Origin of the sequence: Psychrobacter piscatorii, from assembly GCF_001444505.1 — a bacterium.
Lineage (GTDB): Bacteria > Pseudomonadota > Gammaproteobacteria > Pseudomonadales > Moraxellaceae > Psychrobacter > Psychrobacter piscatorii_B.
Genome location: NZ_LNDJ01000097.1, coordinates 1 through 18,100 on the forward strand (window position 1 = coordinate 1; position 18,100 = coordinate 18,100).

Sequence of the window (18,100 nt, forward strand, 5' to 3'; positions counted from 1 at the left end):
TTTGCCATGGGTATTTCCTCTTTTTTTTGGTTCCAAGGCTTAATTCATATAAATATGACAATTAAGAAAATCTTGGTCACCTTAAGATAATTGTTAAAAGGTCGCACATACTAATGTGCAGATATTATAAGAAAATTGCGACCAATAACAAGTCTTTTAACAAGTTATTGGCCGATTCTTTAGTGACAATACACAGAGATACTCTATATTGTCACCTTTAGTAAGCTTTATTTACTCGTCATCATCTTTAGAGTTGTACTTAGAGATGATTTCAGCAGCAACTGATTTTGGAATTTCAACGTACTTTTGGAATTCCATTGAGTAAGTTGCACGGCCTTGTGACATAGAGCGCATTTGAGTGGCATAACCAAACATTTCCGCTAATGGTACTTCAGCACGAATCTGTTTAGTGCCACCAGGTAGGTCTTCCATACCCTGTACCAAACCACGACGACGGTTAAGATCGCCCATGATGTCGCCCATGTAGTCTTCAGGTGTTTCAACTTCTACTTTCATCACTGGCTCAAGTAGCGCTGGATCAGCTGCTAAGAAACCTTTTCTGAAGGCCATAGAACCTGCCATCTTAAATGACAATTCATCAGAGTCAACGTCATGATAAGAACCATCATACAAAGTCGCTTTTACGCCAACAACTGGGTAGCCTGCAAGTACGCCGTTTTTCATGCGCTCTTGGATACCTTTATCAACCGCACCGTGGAATTCTTTTGGTACCACACCGCCAACAACTTCTTCAGCGAATTCATATTCAGTGTCGCCAGCTGGATCAAGTGGTTCAAGACGTAACCATACGTGACCAAACTTACCACGACCACCTGTTTGACGTACGAATTTGCCTTCTTGTTCAACAGTGTTACGAATCGTCTCACGGTAAGCAACCTGAGGTGCACCGATGTTTGCTTCAACGTTGAATTCACGCTTCATACGGTCAACAAGAATCTCTAGATGCAGCTCACCCATACCACTGATAATCGTCTGACCAGATTCTTCGTCAGTGTGTACACGGAACGATGGATCTTCTTTTGCCAAACGGCCAAGCGCGATTGACATTTTTTCTTGGTCAGCTTTGGTCTTAGGCTCAACCGCTAGAGAGATAACTGGATCTGGGAATTCCATACGCTCAAGCGTGATCACGTTGTCTTCGTCACATAGCGTATCACCAGTCGTTACATCTTTCATGCCGACTAGGGCTGCGATATCACCTGTGCGAATCTCTGCAAGCTCTTCTTGAGAGTTTGCCATCATCTGTACAATACGGCCAACACGCTCACGCTTCATTTTAACTGGGTTATAAACACTGCTACCCTGCTTCATGACACCAGAATAAACACGTACGAAGGTCAAGTTACCAACGAACTTGTCGTTCATGATTTTGAACGCTAGTGCTGAGAAAGGTGCTTCATCTGATGCTTCACGGCTGCCTTCGCTTTCGTCTTTGTCATCAAGAATACCTTTAATAGCAGGTACGTCAATTGGTGCTGGTAGATACTGGATAACCGCATCTAGCATCTTTTGTACACCTTTGTTTTTAAAGGCAGTACCACAAAGAAGTGGGATGATTTCGTTATCAATAGTCAACTGACGAATAGCACTGTGGATCTGCTCTTCAGTCAATTCACCGTTTTCTAGATATTCGTTCATCAACTCTTCATTGGCTTCAGCAGCGCTTTCTACAAGATATTCGCGGTACTCTGCTGCTTTGTCTTGTAGTTCAGTTGGGATATCACGCTCATCATACTGCATACCTTGAGACGCTTCGTCCCAATAGATAGCTTTCATAGTCACTAGATCAACAACGCCTTCGAAGTCATCTTCTTTCCCAATTGGAATAACCAATGGTACTGGCTTGCCGCCAAGACGGGTTTTGATCTGTTCGATAACACGATAGAAATCAGCACCAACACGGTCCATTTTGTTTACAAATGCAAGACGTGGTACTTTGTATTTGTTCGCCTGACGCCATACGGTCTCAGACTGTGGCTGAACGCCGCCTACTGCACAGTAAACCATGCAAGCGCCATCAAGTACGCGCATAGAACGTTCAACTTCGATCGTGAAGTCAACGTGACCTGGGGTATCGATGATGTTGATACGGTGTTCGTCAAACTGTTTAGCCATACCTGACCAAAAACAAGTTGTTGCTGCTGAGGTAATAGTAATACCACGCTCTTGTTCTTGCTCCATCCAGTCCATAGTGGCTGCGCCATCATGTACTTCGCCAATTTTGTGGCTAACACCGGTATAGAATAAAACACGCTCAGTAGTGGTCGTTTTACCAGCATCGATGTGCGCTGAAATACCAATATTGCGATAGCGTTTTAGGGGAGTTTTACGAGCCATAGTGTTTTCCTAGGAAAAGTCGTGTATATAATAATGTATTGTGTCTCTACCTCATACTCTATGACAAAGCGTTCAGCTTCGTAATATTACTTACTGATTATTGAGCCTAATACGGACAAAAAAAGAGCAAATACTAAGAATAGTGTGGCATCAAATTTGGGATGTTCTCTAATGAAAGGATGAAAGTCATACTTGTTAAGAGAAACATCTTGATAGATGTCCGCCACCCCAGTCATTAATAAATAACATTTATATATGACCGAATGATGATGGCGGCAATCAATAGAATAAACAACAATGTAAGATTAATGAGTATGAGCTATTAATCTCAAGCTACTGTTAAAAAGTAGCTTAGAAACGGTAATGAGAGAATGCTTTGTTAGCATCTGCCATGCGGTGAACTTCGTCACGCTTTTTCATAGCAGCGCCTTTACCATCAGCAGCATCATTCAATTCGCCAGCTAAACGCAAAGCCATTGATTTTTCAGAACGCTTAGCAGCAGCTTCAGCTAACCAACGCATAGCCAAGGCAGTACGACGGGAGGGGCGTACTTCCATTGGTACTTGATAGGTTGCACCGCCAACGCGGCGAGCTTTTACTTCTACCATTGGGCGTACATTTTCAAGCACTTCTTCGAAGAAAGATACTGGATCTTCAACTTTACGCTTCTCACTTACTGTCTCAAGTGCACCGTAAACGATACGCTCAGCAGTAGATTTTTTACCATCACTCATTACATGGTTGATGAATTTTGCAACAGTTTGGCTACCAAACTTAGGATCCGGTAGGATCTCACGGGCAGCAACGACGCGACGTCTTGGCATAATAAATTTCCTTGTCTTCAGGAGTGTCTAACATTCACAACATCGACTACTCATCATTAGGGTATAGCAGTGAGTTATCAGTTAGCCTTACTGCATGGTGGTATGTTTTAAGAGCAAATCACTTATATAAAAGTAATATGACTACTGACACCAAACCCATGCACAGTTATTGGGTAGTACAAAAAGCTTGGTTAATAACGTTTAGTTATTAAACTTTAGGCTTCTTAGCACCGTACTTAGAGCGACCTTGCTTACGGTCTTTAACGCCTGCGCAATCTAATGCACCGCGAACAGTGTGATAACGTACACCTGGTAGATCTTTTACACGACCACCACGGATTAGAACAACACTGTGCTCTTGTAGGTTATGACCTTCGCCGCCGATGTAACTTGATACTTCATAGCCTGAAGTCAAACGTACACGACATACTTTACGCATGGCAGAGTTAGGTTTTTTTGGCGTGGTAGTATATACACGAGTACATACACCGCGACGCTGTGGGCACGCTTCCAACGCAGGAACTTTTGACTTTTCCTTGATGGTTTTGCGACCTTTACGAATCAATTGGTTAGTTGTTGCCATAAGGCATCCTTCTCCCGTTTGGTATAAAACAAAAAAATGGGCCAATGCACCATCTATCTGACAATAATTGCAGATTTTTGGGCACCCATTTTTAGGACAGTGTATTATAAAGAGTTGTTGCTGCTATTTCAACCACTTATCAATGGTTTCGCTTTACAACATTTGATAGATATGCATTCATCCTCGCATTATATCACTTTATGGTTTTTTTGCCGAAAAACAGCGTCATAAATAAAGTAAACAAGGCAAGTTCAAGCATCATTAAGAAAAGATATTCAAATATAAATGCTACTTGATAGTAACTAAGTGGTGGTATTTATCCTGATTTCAAGTCACTCTACTCAACCGAACCAAAATAAATACCATTGTGCTTATTAATATACAACCTAACTAGCAAATAATATGTCTATTACTTGGCTTTTTTATCAGACGTTTGCTTGTCTGAGTCTTTTTTGCTACTGGTTTCTTCTGTATCGCTATTTTCTTCTGTCTTTTCTGTGTCTTTCTGCGCATCGTTATTACTGGCTTTTTTTACTTCAGCCTCGCTACTACTGTCATCAGTAATGGCACGATTGGCAAGTTTTGCCTCTGGCGCAAAAGTCGCTTTAGCAACGCCAATCACTTCATCAATCAACTGACTGTTATAATGTACGCCGATGGCTACTGCTGTAACGGGAATAAAACGGCGAACCCATAATAGGTTTATTTTGTCCAAATCAATTCCTACTTGGCTAGCAATACTGTCTATTTGCTCAGCATAGTAGTTTACGTTTTGATTTTTTAGACCCAAGTTCTTCAGCTCGCTATGCAACCCGTGGCTCTGAGCATTATCCAGCAAACCTTTACCGATACCCATACCTGCTAGCAATGCTTGTTTTTCTTGCATTTTGCTTAGATCGGCACTTGAGAGCAATTCGTATGCCATTTTCACACCTTGTTTACCTGTGAGCGGCTTATTGTATATAGCTGCAATTTGGTAGACAGTACGTAGAGATACCAATAATAGCCATAAGGTATCAGCAAGTAGACCTGGCAGCCCTGCTAAACCCGTAAGGCCGCCCATTGCTGCAAGTGCACGATTTTGGTTAGCGATGTCAGTTGCAAGTGCATAACGCTCTTCATCATCTAAAGTAGCAATATTGGCAAAGCGATGCTCGTTCGGTAAGTCTAATTGACTCCAGTTTGATGCAAGTTTCGCAACTTGAGCAAACGCGCTATCTACTGTCGATTGAAAAAAGCTGTTTGGTACGACTTTTTTGGCATATTTACCGTAAGTGGCAAAACGTGGACCTAATAATTGCTGCGTAGCCTTTAAGGTTTGCTCACGAAATAAGTCTTGTTGATAATCCTCATCGCCTAAATCTACCGCTTTATATTGACGCGGCTTGCCTGTTTTGGCATTCATGCTATCAATCATGGAGCCTACGCGCTCTAGGTTGTTGCGTGTGAAAGACCCAATAGTATTGATACTTTTTGAAAGAGAGCTAGGCTTTGCCATCGTGATGTCCTTAATATGATGAATAATAATGTGATGAATAATTTTTTTAGTAATAGTGATATGAATGTGTTTAATCTTCAAGCTGTCAGTGTAATAAGTCAAGGCCGTTCCTGTCAGTGCGAACAATGTTATCGCAATCACAAATTTTGTATCTAAAAGTACAACTTAATTTTTGTCCGACTTAACCATAGCCTTTAGCTTACCCACATTGTTTTTCATAAACAATAAAGCGATTGCTCAAACAACAAGGTTTCATAGCCACTCAATCTCTCATTACCTTGTAGCGATAGAGGCTATTTCGCCATTATTTTACTCTTGTCCAAAGATTTTCAACGCTTGATACGTTATCATGTGCCGTAAATTAGAGCATAATTGTACACTGAAATGATATTGTCTTTAATAGGCTGTAATTATCTTAATTCATGCTATCGTTATCTACATAGACTGTTTTTTCACTATAATGCTCAAATTCATTCATCGTTAAACCTCATATATAGACTTACAACGATTATTGCCTGTCAATAGCGGCAAATCGTTACTTACAAGGAATAGAATATGCGTCGCGTCGTTATCACTGGAGCAGGGATTGTCTCTTGTATCGGACATGATTTAGCCACGGTCACTACTGCTCTTAAAGAAGGAAAGTCTGGTATTACGTTTAATGATTCTTATGCTGAGCACGAGTTTAAATCACACGTGAGCGGTAGTATCAATCAATCAGAACTGGATACTAGTGGTATCGATCGTAAACTCAAACGCTTTTTTAGTGATGCCAGTCTGTACGCTTATGTCAGTGCACTAAACGCCATTGAACATTCAGGACTGTCACTTGACACCATCAATAACAATCCACGCGTGGGTGTGGTCGCAAGCTCAGGCGGTGCGTCAACAGAAAACATCGTGAACGCTGTGGATGCCATGCGTGAAAAAGGTCTACGCGGTGTCGGTGCGATGGCTGTACCTAAAACCATGGGCAGCTCAGTATCAGCAGCCCTAGCCACTGGTCTAAAAATCCAAGGTGTCTCTTACTCGCTTGCCTCTGCTTGCGCGACCTCGACTCATTGTATCGGTCATGCCGCTGAGCTTATCCAACTGGGTAAAGCTGATGTCATACTTGCCGGTGGTAGTGAAGCGGAACATTGGACACAGTCATGCATGTTTGATGCGATGGGTGCAGTCAGCACGCAATATAATGACACGCCAACACTCGCCTCAAGAGCTTATGACAAAGATCGCGATGGTTTTGTGATTGCTGCTGGTGGCGCGATGGTTGTGGTAGAAAGTTTAGAGCATGCTCAAGCACGTGGCGCCAATATCTTGGCTGAAATCGTGGGTTACGGTGCTACCTCTGATGGTGCCGAGATGGTTGCGCCAAGTGGCGAAGGCGCTGTACGCTGTATGCAACAAGCCTTAGCTGAAGCTGGCCTAGAAAGCGTTGATTATATCAATAGCCATGGTACCAGCACACCACTGGGCGATATCACCGAGCTCAAAGCCATCGCGCAGGTGTTTGATGGTGATATCAGCAAAGTACCTGCGATCAGCTCAACCAAATCGATGACAGGTCATAGCTTAGGCGCTGTTGGTGCGCAAGAGCTGATTTACTGCCTACTTATGCTACAAGACGGCTTTATTGCCCCAAGTATCAACGTTGACAACCTAGATCCTGCAGCTGAAGGTTTCGATATTGTTACCCAGATGCGTGAATCAAACCTTGAAACCTTGATGAGCAATAGCTTCGGCTTTGGTGGTACTAACGCTACGCTCATCATCAAAAAATTCGACTCTTAAACCATGCTCGCACCAAATCAAACGATAACTGAGCAGACAGATTCTGCGCCATCGCCAGCTAGTAAATCTAGCTGGCGTTTTGGTGATTTGTCAGCGGCTGAATTAATGCCACAGCTAAGACGCCATTTACTTAACCAAGATGATGCAGCAAATTGGCAATTGGCTTGGTTAAATAATGATGGACGACCAGTAATTGGCTTGCTGCCTAAAGTCAGCTGGTCGGTTTATCCAACTGATCAAAAACCTTCTAAAGATTCAGTCAATACTTATAGAGTGGTTAAAAACTGCCGTGATAACTGCTCTACTCATAGCGAAAATACCATGACAGCCTATATTAGTTATCTAGAATGGCAAAATGAGCTTATTGCTTACAGTAAAGCTTATGATACCGATAATAATAGCTCAAATAACGTAAACCCGAAAAGCACAAAACCCTGTTATCATCATGGTCTGATTGGTTTTATCGGTTACGATATCGCTGCTTATGAGTTAAGTCCTGCAGACAGAATCGAATTGGCGAATCAGCCTTGTGCCTTGTTAGGGCATTATGATATCTATCTAACACCTGCTGCAGATACTGATACCGGTTGGGAGCTAAAAAGTATTCAAACCAATAGCAGCTCTGATGAAGCTGTCGACAATAAAGCAAAAGATGAGTTCATAGTTGCTCTGACATCCTACCTAGATGAACTGGATAACAAGCTGTCCGACAAACATCTCAATCAAGCACAATCTAAGTACACATCACATACTACACCTGTCGTCCTAACGGCACGATGGAGTAAGCGTGATTATCAGCAAGCATTTGATCGTACTCAAGACTATCTACAGCAAGGCGATTGCTATCAAATCAACCTAACGCAAAAGTGGTCGGGCTATCTGCCATATAAAAACGATGCGACTCAACCAACTTCAGCACTTATCGATTATCTGCCTGCGCTACATCATAATACCAAAGCACCTTTTGCAGGCTATTTGAGCGTTGATGGTGCAAGCGTTGAGCACGTTGATACCTTTAACCACGGTTTTGAGTTATTAAGCTGCTCCCCTGAGCTGTTCTTTACATTTACCAAAAACAAAGTGACTGATAAGCACCATATTCTGACCAAACCGATCAAAGGCACTATGCCTCGTGGCTCCACTGATAAGCAGGATGAATCGTATAAGCAACAACTAGTCGATAGCGAAAAAGACCGTGCCGAAAATGTCATGATTGTGGATTTACTACGCAATGATTTGGGTAAATATGCCAAAATCGGTAGCGTAAAAGTACCGCAACTGTTTGCGATTGAGAGCTTTAGTAACGTGCATCATATGGTCAGCACTATTACTGCTGAGCTAAAAACTGATACTCACCCGTTGGCTGTACTGTTTGGTAGTCTGCCTGCTGGCTCTATCACTGGCACACCAAAAAAACGAGCCGTCGAAATTATCTCTGAGCTAGAGTCTACACCACGCGGTGCTTATTGCGGCACCATGGGTTATATGAATTTTGATGGCAGTGGTCAATGGAATGTACTCATTCGTACATTGCAAGCTGGTGCTTCATTAACTGATGAATTTAATAAAGAAAAACACATAAATCTATGGGCGGGTGGCGGTATTACGGTCGCGTCTGATTGTAATGCTGAATATCAAGAGTGCTTAGATAAGGTAGGCAATCTACTGGCGGTGTTGGCGAAAAAAGTATAAACGACTGAAATACTATTTTGCACTGGCCTCTAAAGAAAAAAGCCTGCTTAACATTGCGCTAGCAGGCTTTTTATACTAACTGGCATCACCAAAATGAGTAAATCATCACTCAGCGGAGATACTCGTCTCTGTATGCCACGCTGTCAGTGCTTCAATCAAACGCTGATTTTGCGCCTCTGTACCCACCGTAATACGCAAATACTCACTAATGCGCGGCTTATCAAAATGACGAACGATAATCCCTTGATCGCGCAAGGTACTCGCCACAGCACTTGCATTACCATCTTTTGGACGGGCAAAGATGAAATTTGCATGCGAGGGCAATACTTTATAGCCTAGCGCCGTCAACTCTTCGGTCAATGACGTACGCAAATCGATAACCTGTTGGCGCGTTTGCTCAAAATAATCCACATCTAGCACACTTGCCGTCGCACCAGCTTGCGCTAGCTTATCCAGTGGATAGCTATTAAAGCTATTTTTCATACGCGTCAATGCTTCAATCAACGAAGCACTACCAAAGGCCATCCCAACACGTAAACCAGCAAGTGACCGTGATTTTGAAAAGGTCTGCGTCACGATAACGTTGTCACACTCATTGATTAAACTGACCGCTGAAACCTGAGCCTCCGGGTTACCTGATTCTATCTGAGCAAAATCAATATATGCCTCATCAATTACAATCACGGCATTAGAATGCTCGCTGGCTAGCTTACGGATATCAGCAAGTGATAGGAGTAAACCTGTTGGCGCATTTGGGTTGGCAATGATGATACCGCTACAAGGCTGACGATAAGCATCAGGGTCAATACTAAAATCGTCTTCTAATGGGATTTTGACGAGATGCACACCAAAAGTCTGTGCATAGACAGGATAAAAGCTGTAGCCAATATCAGGTGATAAAAGCGGACGCTCTTTTAGGAAGAAACTGGCAAATATAAGCGCCAATACTTCATCTGAGCCATTACCGACAAACACTTGGCTGACATCAAGGTCATATGCTTGTGCCAATGCAGCACGCAGGTCATTGGACTCAGGTGCCGGATATAAACGCAGCTCTTGCGCTTGCTGGGTGAGTACTTTAGCGATTGCCTCCCCTACTTTTGGTGAGGGCGGAAATGGGTTTTCATTGGTGTTCAGTTTGCATAAATTGTCGTGCTGTGGCTGTTCACCCGGCACATAAGGTGACAAGTTGCGTGCTTTAGATGACCAAAGTCTGGTATCTATCTTTGACTCACTCATAAATTATCCTACTAATTAGCCATACAGACTATTAAAAATATCTATCAAAAGTAAAAATGAAGACGCTCAAAATATCTTACTGATAACGATAACGGGCTGAGCGCGCATGGGCTTCTAGGTCCTCACGTTGCGCTAAAATATCAGCCGTCTTGGCCAATGGCTTGCTACCATTTTCACTACAGTAAATAATTGATGATTTCTTCTGAAAGTCATAGACACCTAAAGGTGAAGAAAAGCGCGCAGTACCAGATGTTGGTAGCACATGGTTCGGTCCTGCACAGTAATCGCCAATCGCCTCAGGCGTGTGACGACCCATAAAGATAGCACCCGCATGACGAATATCATCTAGCAATGCATCAGGGTTATCAACGGATAACTCCAAATGCTCAGGGGCAATACGATTAATCAGTGCCATACCCTCGCTACGATCTTTCACCAAAATAAGTGCACCACGATTTTGCAGCGAGTCACGCGCGATATCTGCTTTTGGCAGCTCAGCGAGTGCTCTTTCTATCTCTAACTCGACTTCTTTTAACTGCTCTTCACTGGTCGTCACAAAGATAGCTTGAGCGATACGGTCGTGCTCTGCTTGCGACAACAAATCCATCGCGAGCCAATCAGCTCGATCTTGCGCTTCACCCTCTGCATATACCAACACTTCTGAGGGGCCTGCAATCATATCAATGCCGACTTGTCCAAATACTGCGCGTTTGGCTGCCGCGACATACTTATTCCCCGGCCCTGTGATTTTATCCACCGCTGGAATGGTTTCGGTACCGTAGGCTAAAGCTGCTACCGCCTGTGCGCCGCCAATGGTAAAGACACGATCCACTTTGGCCAAATGAGCGGCTGCTAATACCAATGGATTAAGCACGCCTTTAGGTGCTGGCACGACCATGATGACTTCAGCGACGCCAGCTACTTTGGCAGGAATAGCATTCATCAATACTGATGATGGATAAGATGCCAAACCACCCGGCACATAAATGCCAACACGATCAAGTGGCGTGACTTTTTGACCTAAGCGATTGCCTAGCTCATCTTCATATTGCCACGTTTCTTGTACTTGACGCTCATGGAAGGTCTGTACCCGAGTAGCTGCTGTGGTCAATGCCGTTTTTACATTCTCATCCAGATTGGCAAATGCATCGGCAAGTGCTTCTTTAGACAGCTCTAACTCTTGCATCGTTGTCGCTGGATGCTGATCGAATTGCTGAGTTAATGCCAATACGACGCTATCACCATCCGCACGTACTTGTGCGATGATATCGTCAACGGTATGCAATAATTCAGCATCATTGACGGTTTCAAAGGCAAGCAGTTGTGTCAATTGATTGTCAAAATCGGCATCTTGGGTACTTAACTGGCGCATGACCTAATCCTATATCTGAGCATGAAATACGGCTGAAAATAAACGGCGTGAATATAACTAAAGTATGCTTATTATTCACAAATATGGCGACTTACTGGCTGTCTTCTTGTCTAAATTTTACGGTGATTTTATTTTTTCGCAAGCTAAAACAATAAAACCAGTTTAGCACGCTATATCACTCATAACCTGCTAAACTGGTTTAAAAATTCGTATCACCATGCTTTATATTACCAATGATTGACACCGGTTTACTAGGCATTGGCAATACTGTTTTTAAAGCTATCTAAAATGGGTTCTAGTAACGCAAATTTGCGCTTATAGCTGACTTGATTGACGATAAGACGTGATGACACATCACAAATATGATCGCGCGCTTCAAGTCCATTCGCGCGTAGGGTATTACCCGTATCAACCACATCGACAATCAAATCGCCCAAGCCCACCAATGGCGCAAGCTCCATCGAGCCATATAGTTTGATAACATCAACTTGCTGACCTTGGCTCGCAAAATAAGCGCGCGCTACATTGACATATTTGGTCGCGATACGCAGACGACGATTGGGCAGTGGTGCGTCTTTTACGCCAGCAGTCATCAATTTGCATTGAGCGATTTTTAAATCAAGCAATTCATACACGTGGTTCGCGCCATGCTCAAGCAGCACATCTTTACCCGCTACACCAAAATCAGCCGCGCCGTGTTCGACGTAGGTCGGTACGTCGCTTGCACGCAAAATTAATACACGTACATTTGGGTTTGAGGTTGGAAAAATAAGTTTGCGCGAGGCTTCAGGGTCTTCTAAAAGATCGACACCCGCTGCACGTAGCAGTGGCATCGTCTCTTCTAAAATACGGCCTTTTGATAAAGCCAGTGTTAGACCTGAAAATTCATCGTTTACTTCGTTTAGTAGACCGTCGGCTGGTGCAGGTTTGCTTGTCTCAGTCATAATGACATCGTGTCCATGTGCAGTTAGTTTCCCCATTCAAGGGAAGTTTTAATGTATAACGTAATTCATGTATAAACTACGGTTGACCTATCAGTATTAGCCGTTGGTATTGACACGCTGGATATTAACACCAAGGCTACGCAGCTTGTCTTCGACATGCTCATAACCACGGTCAATATGATAAATGCGGTCAATCAAGCTCTCGCCTTCTGCCGTTGCAGCCGCCATCACCAGTGACATAGAAGCACGTAAATCTGTTGCCATAACTGGTGCCGCCGTAAAGTTCTCGACACCTCTGATCACCGCAGTATGGCCATCCACTTGGATAGATGCCCCTAAACGATTAAGTTCAGGTACGTGCATATAGCGGTTTTCAAAGATATTTTCGATAATGGTACTGGTCCCATCAGCCAGACAGCAAATCGCCATCAACTGAGCTTGCATGTCTGTTGGAAAACCTGGATGTGGCTGAGTCCGAATATCTACTGGCTTTGGACGACCTTTCATCTGCGCGCGAATCCAGTCATCACCTGTCGTAATCACCGCACCCATCGCTTCAAACTTCTCAAGTACCGGATATAATAAAGAGGCTGTAGTTTTTTTGGTCAACACATCCCCTTGAGTCATCAAGGCACCAGCAAGATATGAGCCTGTCTCAATACGATCCGGTACCACTGAATACTCACAACCGTGTAGACGTTCTACCCCTTCAATGGTCATGGTTGAGGTGCCGATACCGCTGATTTTGGCGCCCATCGCAACCAGCATATTGGCTAAATCGACTACTTCTGGCTCTAATGCACAGTTAGCCAAAACGGTCGTGCCTTTAGCCAATGCCGCTGCCATGATGACGTTTTCCGTACCGCCAACTGTCACCATATCAAATGAGAAGTGGCAACCAATCAGCTTACCACCTTTAGGCGCTTGCGCTTTCACGTAACCGTTCTCTACGCTGATTACCGCACCCATCGCTTCAAACGCTTTTAGATGCTGATCAACAGGACGTGAACCAATCGCACAGCCACCTGGCAACGACACTTCAGCTTCGCCAAAACGGGCCAGTAACGGCCCTAATACCAAAATTGACGCGCGCATGGTTTTTACCAAATCATACGGCGCATAAAAGTTATCAATAGTTTTGGTATCACAAGTGACCGTATCGCCCTGCTTTTGGATATCAATCCCCATGCCACTGATCAATTCAATCAATGTTCGTACGTCTTTTAATGACGGTACATTGTGCAATGTCGTTGGCGTCTCAGCCAATATCATCGCGGCAAGCAATGGCAAGGCGGCATTTTTGGCGCCTGAAATAGTAACTTCCCCTGCGATACGACTACTACCAGTGATTAAAAATTGATCCATAAAGGTGACAACCTAGCGATGAGTATAGAAAATGGTAAAAACGAGCAGTAAAGAATCCTTATGTCTGTTAAACGAACTCTTCGATTGCCAGTTAGATAGATAGCTATATAATTAGCCTTTTGATTGAGCGTCCCACTCAGCAGGCGTTAGCGCTTGAATATTGAGGGCGTGAATATCGCCACTCGCAATCTTATCATTAACCAGCGCATAAATGGCTTGCTGACGTTGAACCGCGCGTTTGCCTTCAAAGCTTGCATCAACCACGCGTACATCAAATTTATTGCCTTGATTGGCAGCTTGGATAAAAGCGTCTGGGAAGTGAGTCTGTAAAAATGCGATCAAATCGTCAGCGTTCATGCTCATAAAATAGTCTGCCTTAACGTTTAGAATAGGGTATAGATTTAAAGTGATGACATTATAACAAGAGTTTGCCTATCTTACAGTACTGTCTTGCTCAAGTGTATTTGAGGACTGAAACCGTATCGAAAAATAAGCAGTCAAAAGCCCATGATATGAATAACAACAAGCTATTTGAGCATTGTGTCTAGATACGTCACTACTTGCGCACGCACATCATTGACCCAGCGTAGCGGCGGTGCAATTGCTCCAATGATAGTTGCGTGACCCGCGCCTTCGATTTCACCCGTCTGCACCGTTACCCCTGCCTCTTTCAATGCTTGCGTCATTTTGAGTGCATTGGTTGGATGCACCACTTTATCTTTTTCTGCGGTTAATAACAAATATGGTGGCTGTGCCCCTTTGATCTGACGATCAGGCATGACTTGATCAGGTGTGGCATCCGAGGGAAAAGCTGACGCACTATTAAACTTACGGAAGTCATAACTGTAAGGCCCTGCAATACCGATAACCGTCGCAACGTCTGTCGGCTTAATACCATAGGGCGCTAAAAAGTCTTCGTTGGCGACGGCTGCGACTGCATTAAACGCGCCAGCAGAGTGTCCCATGACAGCAACACGTGACGGATCAGAATGCAGGCTGGCCGCATTCTCGATACTCCAAGCAATCGCTTGGGCCGTATCATTGACATAATCAGGGTAGATATGCTCGGGCACCTTACGATAATTAATCACTGCGGTGACATAACCTGCCTGCGCTAAGCTTTGACCGACAAAGGCATATTGATCTTTATTACCACTCTCCCAAGAACCGCCATGCACGAATACCACCATAGGGTAGTCATTATTGATAGCGCTTTGGGCTTTCATTGCCTGTGCTAAGGGCTTTGGATAGTAAATATCTAAATCTTGCAAAGGCTCATCACCGTATAAGATATCTTTACTTACCCCTACACCGCCACTAGAAGTAATGCCATTGACAAAGCCTAGCGGTGATAATGCCTGTGCACTTTGGGTGGCAAGCGCGATGCTGCCTAGCGCCAATGCTGCCGCTCCTATAACCCTTAGTCTGCGCGGGTGTTTACCAAAAGAATTATGATCAAAGTTCTTGCAGTTGTTCGCACCTGTCTTTTGTTTTATGTGATTTACCGAATCCTTCATTGCCAATACCTTGTTATAGTTATGGATCTTAAGATATGCATCTTATAGTTATGAATCATGCCTAACATCGTGAGCGCTCTATGGTCTCATTAGAACCTCTGATTCTGTGACGTTTCACTATTGATATAGTACTCACTGGCTGAGGATTTCTCGTGCTTTTACTGTTATATCTATTTAGGCTTATTGTGATTAATATCAAAAAAAGCTACTAGCATCCTATGATGTGACGGGTATCACATCTAGCTAAGTAGCTATTATACAAGCTCTTATTTATCGTCAATCATTGCTTGGTAGACTCAACTTGGCAAACTCAGTAGTTTTACTGATTTTGATAAAGATCGATATATGGGCTTGATGATGGTTGCGCCGTAGTAGCCTCTTCTTCCGTTATTACTATCGGCGTTGCGGTACTGACAGCAGTATCTTGGACAGCTGGTGCGACTGCCGGATTGGCTAGGTTATTCTCGTACATAATATCATCATCGTTTATCTTTACACCTCTATCATCGACAACGGTCGTCAGCAGTACCAGCTCGGTCACCCCAACAGTGCTGTTCGCAACATCAATTAAGTTACTTTGTTGGGTGGGTGTCATGCGGCCCATAATATAGACCACGCCATTGTTGGTGACTGCTTTGATCTGTGAGGTTTTGACGCCATCGCTGGCGGCTATTTTTGCCAGTAGTTTTGAGGTGATATAACCATCATGAACCGTTGAGCTATAGCCTTTTGAAGCACTTACTTCCATCTCATTGTAGACACGGCGTACATCTGGCATAGAGCTAACGACCTTTTCTACTTCTGCTTTGAGCGCTTCAGACGGTACTTCCCCTGTGAGCAGCACTTCGCTATTGAAGCTATCGATACCCATACGACTGGTCTGCTGCAAGTCTTCTTTTAGCCCATACACGTTAATTTTGGCAGTATGCTCGATACTACGATCTAGTAGACGCTGCGGAATGGTGCGCTCAGTCATTGGCACACCGTAAGTTCCTTCTGTACTGTTGGTCAGATAGTTGGTGGCACAGCCTGTACTGACCACACAAGCAGCAAGCATAATGCCCGTCGTAATACAGCGTGATGAACCAAAAATAGCAGTGCACAAATGCATCCGTGTCATTGTTTACCTCTTAGAGCATGGTGGTGACGGTGTTATAAATTCAATGAATTGAGTCAATTTTTATCTAGCAGTGATAAGACAAATTTTGTTAACAGCTACTTTACTTAATTTTGGCCAGCAGCGGTTAGGTTTTTGGTAACGAGTATTGCGCGCTAGATTCAGTCAGACGCGCGAGTCATCCCGTATTTGCGTTATATATTTACTACCATGCACTGGCTACAAAGGCACCTTTAAGCCATTGCGGCTCATCACTCAAAGGATTCTCTTTTGAGCTGAGCTTACCCGCCGTATTATAAGCAATGACATCAAAGCGGCAGTCATAATGAGCGTACTCAGGATGCTGCTGCAAAAAACATTGCGCCGCTTTAATCACTTTACGCTGCTTGCTTGTCGTCACGCTGAGTGCTGCATCGCCATAGACTGACCGCTTGCGTTGACGAACTTCGATAAATACTAGCATTGACCATGCGGGTCCTGCTTCCATCATAATCAGATCTAGCTCGCCTATTTTTGGCTGTTGCCAGTTTTGCGCCACCAACCGTAACCCTTGTGCTTGTAAATACTCACACGCCTGCTGTTCAAACAGGCTGCCTTGGCGTTGTTTCGGTGAGGTTAAGATCAAGGGTTTGTGATTCGCCATAAGGTTAATTCGTCTGCTTAACATTTGAGAATTATCATAGCACAACATGCTAAACTAGCCACTTCTGCGCGTTATGCTCTCAAAATCTATCGATTTATTCACTCACTATTTGACTGAAAAATCATAGATAACAAATGGATATAATGGCGCACTATTATTGTTAATAACCCGAGGTTTTCATGTCTACCCCTACTGCGATGCCAGCTTGTCTCTATATCGTTGCCACGCCGATTGGCAACTTGACCGACATGACGCCACACGCGATTGATGTTTTAAAGCAGGTCGCGATCATTGCCTGTGAAGATACTCGCACTTCAGGTAAGCTGTTGTCGCATTTTGGTATTGATACTAAAGGAAGTAAAACGGATGAGGCAAAAAGCTCAGAGACCCGTCATGCCACAAGTAGTGTAGAAGATGATGAGGCCACAACGAAGCAAAAAGGTCATAACAAGCTATGGGCTTATCACGAACACAATAGCGCTATTCAAACGCCTAAAATCATTGAAATGATTGAGCAAGGTCATTCGGTTGCCTTGATTAGTGACGCTGGTACGCCACTGGTCAGTGACCCAGGTTATCAATTGGTACAGGCTGCACATGAAGCTGGCGTGACCGTATCTCCTATCGTTGGGGCTTCTGCTGCTATTGGCGCATTGTCAGTGGCAGGGTTGCCATCAGATCGATTTAGCTTTATTGGGTTTTTACCAGCCAAAACTCACGGCCGTCAAAAACAACTGAACGATTTGATCGCACGTACCGAAACTCTGATATTTTATGAAGCGCCGCATCGCATCGTATCTAGCCTGGAAGATATGGCGACGATATTTGGTGCAGGCCGTGCAGTGACTTTTTGTCGTGAATTGACCAAAACGTTTGAAACCATACATAAGAGCACCCTTGGCGATTTGGTCGAGTTTGTCAAAGCAGATGACAATCAGCAACGCGGTGAGATCGTCGTGGTCGTCGCTGGCGCCGGTGTGGCAAAGGATACTGACGACATCAGTACTCATGATAAATTGCTACAGCGTTTGCTAGAGGATCTATCGGTCAAAAAAGCAGCCGCGCTGGCCTCTGATATCACTGGTGTAAAAAAGAATGCACTTTATCAGCGTCTACTAGAGCTGCAATCTGACTAGGGCGTGTTGAACATTCGACC

15 protein-coding genes are annotated in these 18,100 nt (G+C 43.9%); 3 read left to right on the top strand and 12 right to left on the bottom strand.

Annotated elements, in window-relative coordinates; genetic code table 11:
• Positions 1 to 231 precede the first annotated feature (231 nt).
• The 4 genes from fusA to AS194_RS10685 all read right to left on the bottom strand — a co-directional run bounded on the left by fusA (position 232) and on the right by AS194_RS10685 (position 5,264).
• The gene (gene fusA, locus AS194_RS10670) at positions 232 to 2,358 is read right to left on the bottom strand and encodes an elongation factor G (RefSeq protein ID WP_058025501.1); all 2,127 of its coding nucleotides are present in this window, start codon (positions 2,356 to 2,358) and stop codon (positions 232 to 234) included.
• Between the two features lie 351 nt (positions 2,359 to 2,709).
• A complete protein-coding gene (rpsG, locus tag AS194_RS10675; RefSeq protein WP_057761735.1) occupies positions 2,710 to 3,183 on the bottom strand; it encodes a 30S ribosomal protein S7 in 474 nt (157 codons plus the stop codon).
• Between the two features lie 208 nt (positions 3,184 to 3,391).
• Entirely contained in the window at positions 3,392 to 3,766 is a 375-nt protein-coding gene (gene rpsL / locus AS194_RS10680; protein WP_011281154.1) for a 30S ribosomal protein S12, read from the bottom strand.
• Between the two features lie 409 nt (positions 3,767 to 4,175).
• Positions 4,176 to 5,264 (bottom strand): EcsC family protein, encoded by a 1,089-nt coding sequence (locus tag AS194_RS10685; protein WP_058025502.1) that lies wholly within the window; start codon positions 5,262 to 5,264, stop codon positions 4,176 to 4,178.
• 555 nt (positions 5,265 to 5,819) lie between these two features.
• Between AS194_RS10685 and AS194_RS10690 the strand changes: the two genes are divergently transcribed.
• Positions 5,820 to 7,055 carry a beta-ketoacyl-ACP synthase II gene (locus AS194_RS10690; protein WP_058025503.1) on the top strand — a complete coding sequence of 412 codons (1,236 nt, stop codon included), beginning with the start codon at positions 5,820 to 5,822 and terminating at the stop codon, positions 7,053 to 7,055.
• A 3-nt stretch (positions 7,056 to 7,058) separates the two neighbouring features.
• Complete coding sequence (locus AS194_RS10695) at positions 7,059 to 8,747, top strand: anthranilate synthase component I family protein (RefSeq protein WP_058025504.1); 1,689 nt, start codon at positions 7,059 to 7,061, stop codon at positions 8,745 to 8,747.
• Between the two features lie 105 nt (positions 8,748 to 8,852).
• Here AS194_RS10695 and hisC read toward each other — a convergent pair whose 3' ends face one another.
• The 8 genes from hisC to AS194_RS10735 form a co-directional block, all read right to left on the bottom strand.
• Positions 8,853 to 9,986 carry a histidinol-phosphate transaminase gene (gene hisC, locus AS194_RS10700; RefSeq protein ID WP_058025505.1) on the bottom strand — a complete coding sequence of 378 codons (1,134 nt, stop codon included), beginning with the start codon at positions 9,984 to 9,986 and terminating at the stop codon, positions 8,853 to 8,855.
• A gap of 76 nt (positions 9,987 to 10,062) precedes the next feature.
• Positions 10,063 to 11,358: a histidinol dehydrogenase gene (gene hisD, locus AS194_RS10705; protein ID WP_058025506.1), complete on the bottom strand. Its 1,296-nt coding sequence runs from the start codon at positions 11,356 to 11,358 to the stop codon at positions 10,063 to 10,065.
• Positions 11,359 to 11,609: 251 nt separating this feature from the next.
• Complete coding sequence (gene hisG, locus AS194_RS10710) at positions 11,610 to 12,302, bottom strand: ATP phosphoribosyltransferase (RefSeq protein ID WP_058025507.1); 693 nt, start codon at positions 12,300 to 12,302, stop codon at positions 11,610 to 11,612.
• Between the two features lie 96 nt (positions 12,303 to 12,398).
• Positions 12,399 to 13,667: a UDP-N-acetylglucosamine 1-carboxyvinyltransferase gene (gene murA / locus AS194_RS10715; RefSeq protein ID WP_058025508.1), complete on the bottom strand. Its 1,269-nt coding sequence runs from the start codon at positions 13,665 to 13,667 to the stop codon at positions 12,399 to 12,401.
• 111 nt (positions 13,668 to 13,778) lie between these two features.
• Positions 13,779 to 14,030, bottom strand: coding sequence for a BolA family protein (locus AS194_RS10720; RefSeq protein WP_058025509.1), 252 nt, complete (start codon positions 14,028 to 14,030; stop codon positions 13,779 to 13,781).
• Between the two features lie 164 nt (positions 14,031 to 14,194).
• The gene (locus AS194_RS10725; RefSeq protein ID WP_083499674.1) at positions 14,195 to 15,184 is read right to left on the bottom strand and encodes an alpha/beta hydrolase; all 990 of its coding nucleotides are present in this window, start codon (positions 15,182 to 15,184) and stop codon (positions 14,195 to 14,197) included.
• 319 nt (positions 15,185 to 15,503) lie between these two features.
• Positions 15,504 to 16,304, bottom strand: a complete 801-nt coding sequence (locus AS194_RS10730; protein ID WP_058025510.1) for a BON domain-containing protein — start codon at positions 16,302 to 16,304, stop codon at positions 15,504 to 15,506.
• A 202-nt stretch (positions 16,305 to 16,506) separates the two neighbouring features.
• Entirely contained in the window at positions 16,507 to 16,992 is a 486-nt protein-coding gene (locus AS194_RS10735) for a YraN family protein (RefSeq protein WP_058025511.1), read from the bottom strand.
• Positions 16,993 to 17,123: 131 nt separating this feature from the next.
• Between AS194_RS10735 and rsmI the strand changes: the two genes are divergently transcribed.
• Positions 17,124 to 18,080 carry a 16S rRNA (cytidine(1402)-2'-O)-methyltransferase gene (gene rsmI / locus AS194_RS10740; RefSeq protein WP_058025512.1) on the top strand — a complete coding sequence of 319 codons (957 nt, stop codon included), beginning with the start codon at positions 17,124 to 17,126 and terminating at the stop codon, positions 18,078 to 18,080.
• Positions 18,081 to 18,100 lie beyond the last annotated feature (20 nt).